At 34.3% G+C, this 2,796-nt stretch carries 5 protein-coding genes and 1 pseudogene; 3 read left to right on the forward strand and 3 right to left on the reverse strand.

Features of this window, described 5'->3' with window-relative positions; all coding sequences use genetic code 11:
• A partial coding sequence (locus tag ABT115_RS30725) for a hypothetical protein (RefSeq protein ID WP_351796762.1) occupies positions 1 to 84 on the forward strand: 84 nt, incomplete at its 5' end.
• A gap of 45 nt (positions 85 to 129) precedes the next feature.
• Here ABT115_RS30725 and ABT115_RS30730 read toward each other — a convergent pair.
• Positions 130 to 283: pseudogene (locus ABT115_RS30730) on the reverse strand (IS3-like element IS-LL6 family transposase); the annotation flags it as partial.
• A gap of 333 nt (positions 284 to 616) precedes the next feature.
• Between ABT115_RS30730 and mobC the strand changes: the two are divergent.
• A complete protein-coding gene (gene mobC / locus ABT115_RS30735; RefSeq protein WP_351796752.1) occupies positions 617 to 988 on the forward strand; it encodes a plasmid mobilization relaxosome protein MobC in 372 nt (123 codons plus the stop codon).
• Between the two features lie 218 nt (positions 989 to 1,206).
• On the opposite strand, the gene ABT115_RS30740 is transcribed toward mobC, so the two are convergent.
• Positions 1,207 to 1,887, reverse strand: a complete 681-nt coding sequence (locus tag ABT115_RS30740; RefSeq protein ID WP_351796755.1) for an IS6-like element ISS1N family transposase — start codon at positions 1,885 to 1,887, stop codon at positions 1,207 to 1,209.
• A gap of 50 nt (positions 1,888 to 1,937) precedes the next feature.
• On the opposite strand from ABT115_RS30740, the gene ABT115_RS30745 reads away from it, so the two are divergent.
• A complete protein-coding gene (locus tag ABT115_RS30745; RefSeq protein ID WP_101812836.1) occupies positions 1,938 to 2,081 on the forward strand; it encodes an IS3 family transposase in 144 nt (47 codons plus the stop codon).
• A gap of 106 nt (positions 2,082 to 2,187) precedes the next feature.
• Here the strand turns inward: ABT115_RS30745 and ABT115_RS30750 are convergent.
• A partial coding sequence (locus tag ABT115_RS30750) for an MFS transporter (protein WP_351796759.1) occupies positions 2,188 to 2,796 on the reverse strand: 609 nt, incomplete at its 5' end.

The following is a 2,796-nucleotide window of genomic DNA, read 5'->3' on the forward strand; positions in this document are numbered from 1 at the left end:
GAATATTCTAAGCACAATATCGCTAAGTATTTGAAGAAAGCAATCGAGCAATATCTACCTACGGTTAAAAGGCAGGACTTATGATGAGTGAAAAGTTAAAGACAATTAAAGTGGACTAATGTCAAATATTTAGACACAAAATGAGCTATATTTTCTTAAAATAATTTTCTTCTTTCTGATTTGGAGTTAAACCCTTGTTGGCGGAATGAGGATTATAATTGTTATAAAATTGTTCGATGTATTCAAAGCAAGAGAGTTGAACTTCTTAAATGGAGTGATAAGTTCATAATTACATTAACGCAAAAAAATATGTTCAAACTTTGACCGAAGATGAAGTTAAAAATTTGTGTTTTGAAGTCAAAGATTGATACGAAGATGTCTTAAAAGAATTTGAAATTAAGCTCTAATTTTTTTCAAAAAGGGGGATTGGGGGACACCACCAAAAATAAAAAGATTCGTCTGAAACGAACAAAAATAAAATTGGAAATTTTAGATTTTGTGAGTGAAAGATGAATACTTTTTACTGTACTTGGGTACCCAAGTGCGAAGTTCACTAAAGACACTAACCCCCTATTTTGAGCTTTTAGAGTTGACAGTAGTTTGAAAGGTTGACAAGATGAAAAAAACCAAAAATCGTGAGAGAAATATTTTAAAAAGGTTCTTCGTAAATGAAAAAGAGAACGAAAGAATTAAATTGATGATGAGAAAAACTGGTATCACTAATTTTTCTATTTTTGCTAGACGAGCCTGTTGCAATAAAGAGATTTTTTCTATTGATTTTTCAGAATATAAAAATATTATTTCTGAAATTTCTGCGACAAAATCTGAACTAAAACGTATCGGAAATAATATCAATCAAATTGCTAAACATTTAAACGAAAATAAAAATAATCAGACAAAAGAATTGATGTCTGATTATCAAAAGCAATTAGAAAATTTGGAAGATAAAATTCAAAAAGTGGTTCATTTTATTTCGGAGGGGGAGTAAAAATGACAGTGATTTATATGCCAAAACAATCGAACGGAACAGTTCATTCTTCAACAGTTGTGAGCTGTTTTTTGAATGCTGATGAATAGTGAGATTAGAGCAGGTCATAAATAAGGGTCATATTTAAAAGCTAAAATTGTACGTTTTAGTCAATTACATACAAGGGTTCTGTTGCAAAGTTTTAAATAAAGAATAAAATCCCTTACGGTATCTATGATTTAGGCTGTTATTCCCATTAATACCTTGATTTCAGTAGACACCGAAAAGCCGAAGAGCGTTCCATTTCTTCGGTTCTTTTTATATATTCCTCGAAGGGTCTCCATGCCCTTAATCGTGGAAGAGGCTGTACGGAGACTTTGATAAAATTTATTCCGTCGTTTAATAGGTCGATGGTCTTGTTCTATTAAATTGTTAAGATACTTCACAGTTCGGTGCTCTGTCTTAGTATATAAACCCACACTCTGTAACTTTCTAAAGGCGGAGCCAAGAGAAGGTGCTTTATCGGTCACAATTGCTTTCGGCTCACCAAACTGTTTATGGAGTCGTTTTAAGAAAGCATAGGCTGCTTGCGTATCCCGTTTCTTTCGTAACCAGATATCTAAGGTTAAGCCGTCCGCATCAAGTGCACGATAAAGATAATGCCAACGTCCCTTAATTTTGATATAGGTTTCGTCCATTTTCCATGAATAGAAGGATTGTCTATTTTTCTTCTTCCAAAGATAATAGAGGACTTTGCTGTACTCTTTCACCCAACGATAAATCGTAGTATGACAAACATTTATTCCACGATCATATAACAATTCCTGAACTTCACGATAGCTTAGATTGTAACGCAGGTAGTAACCAACAGCGACAATAATGACGTCTTTTTTGAATTGTTTGCCTTTAAAATGATTCATTACTCTGTCCTCTCTGTCTTTTTTCTCAATTTTACACTAAAATAGATTTTTTGGAAAACTTTGCAACAGAACCTATTGGAGAATTCAAGGAAATCACAAAGAATTACGTCGATTGGTTTAACAATCGACGAATATCACAGAAAACAAAAGGCATGACTCCCTGCGAATACAGGGAACATGCCTTAGCAGTTTAAAAATATTCAATTTTGTCTTGCACTTTACGGCTCATGCTGTTTTAGACTCTTTTTTATGCAATTTTGTCTTAGTTTTTAATAATTTAATGCGCTTTAAAGTAGTTTTTTATAATTTGCTTTTTATTAATTTGCTGGCTTTAATGAAATCTCGTTGTATCCAGAATGAGATTAGCAGTGCCAATAGATCAATCAAAATAAAGGCAGCTAATGTCAAAGTATAATTGTGGAACAGTTGATGTGTTAATGATAATAGTAATGGTCCAACAACTCCGGCAGCAGCCCATGCTGTCAGTACATATCCATGAACAGCTCCTAATTCTTTAGTACCAAAGACATCACCTAAGTAGGCTGGGATGACAGAAAAGCCTGCTCCATAACAAGACATCAACAAGCATAATGCAATGACAAATAGGAGCGGTAATTTGAAGATGAGCATGGCTGAAAGCATTACAATATCGAGAATAAAAATGGTACTGAAAGTAGCAGGGCGCCCGATATAATCAGACAAAGTTGCCCATATCAAACGTCCAAAGCCATTGAAAAGGCCTATGATTCCAACCATAATTGCGGCTGTTTGGACAGACATGCCGGTCATACTTTGAGCCATGGGGGATGCAGCAGAGACAAGGCCTAACCCGCATGTAATATAGATAAATAACAATATCCAAAGAAAAGTGAAAGATTTAGTAAACAGGGCTTGTGAAGAGATCGGAAG

Origin of the sequence: Streptomyces sp. NPDC001832, from assembly GCF_040297265.1 — a bacterium.
In the GTDB taxonomy this organism is placed as follows: domain Bacteria; phylum Actinomycetota; class Actinomycetes; order Streptomycetales; family Streptomycetaceae; genus Streptomyces.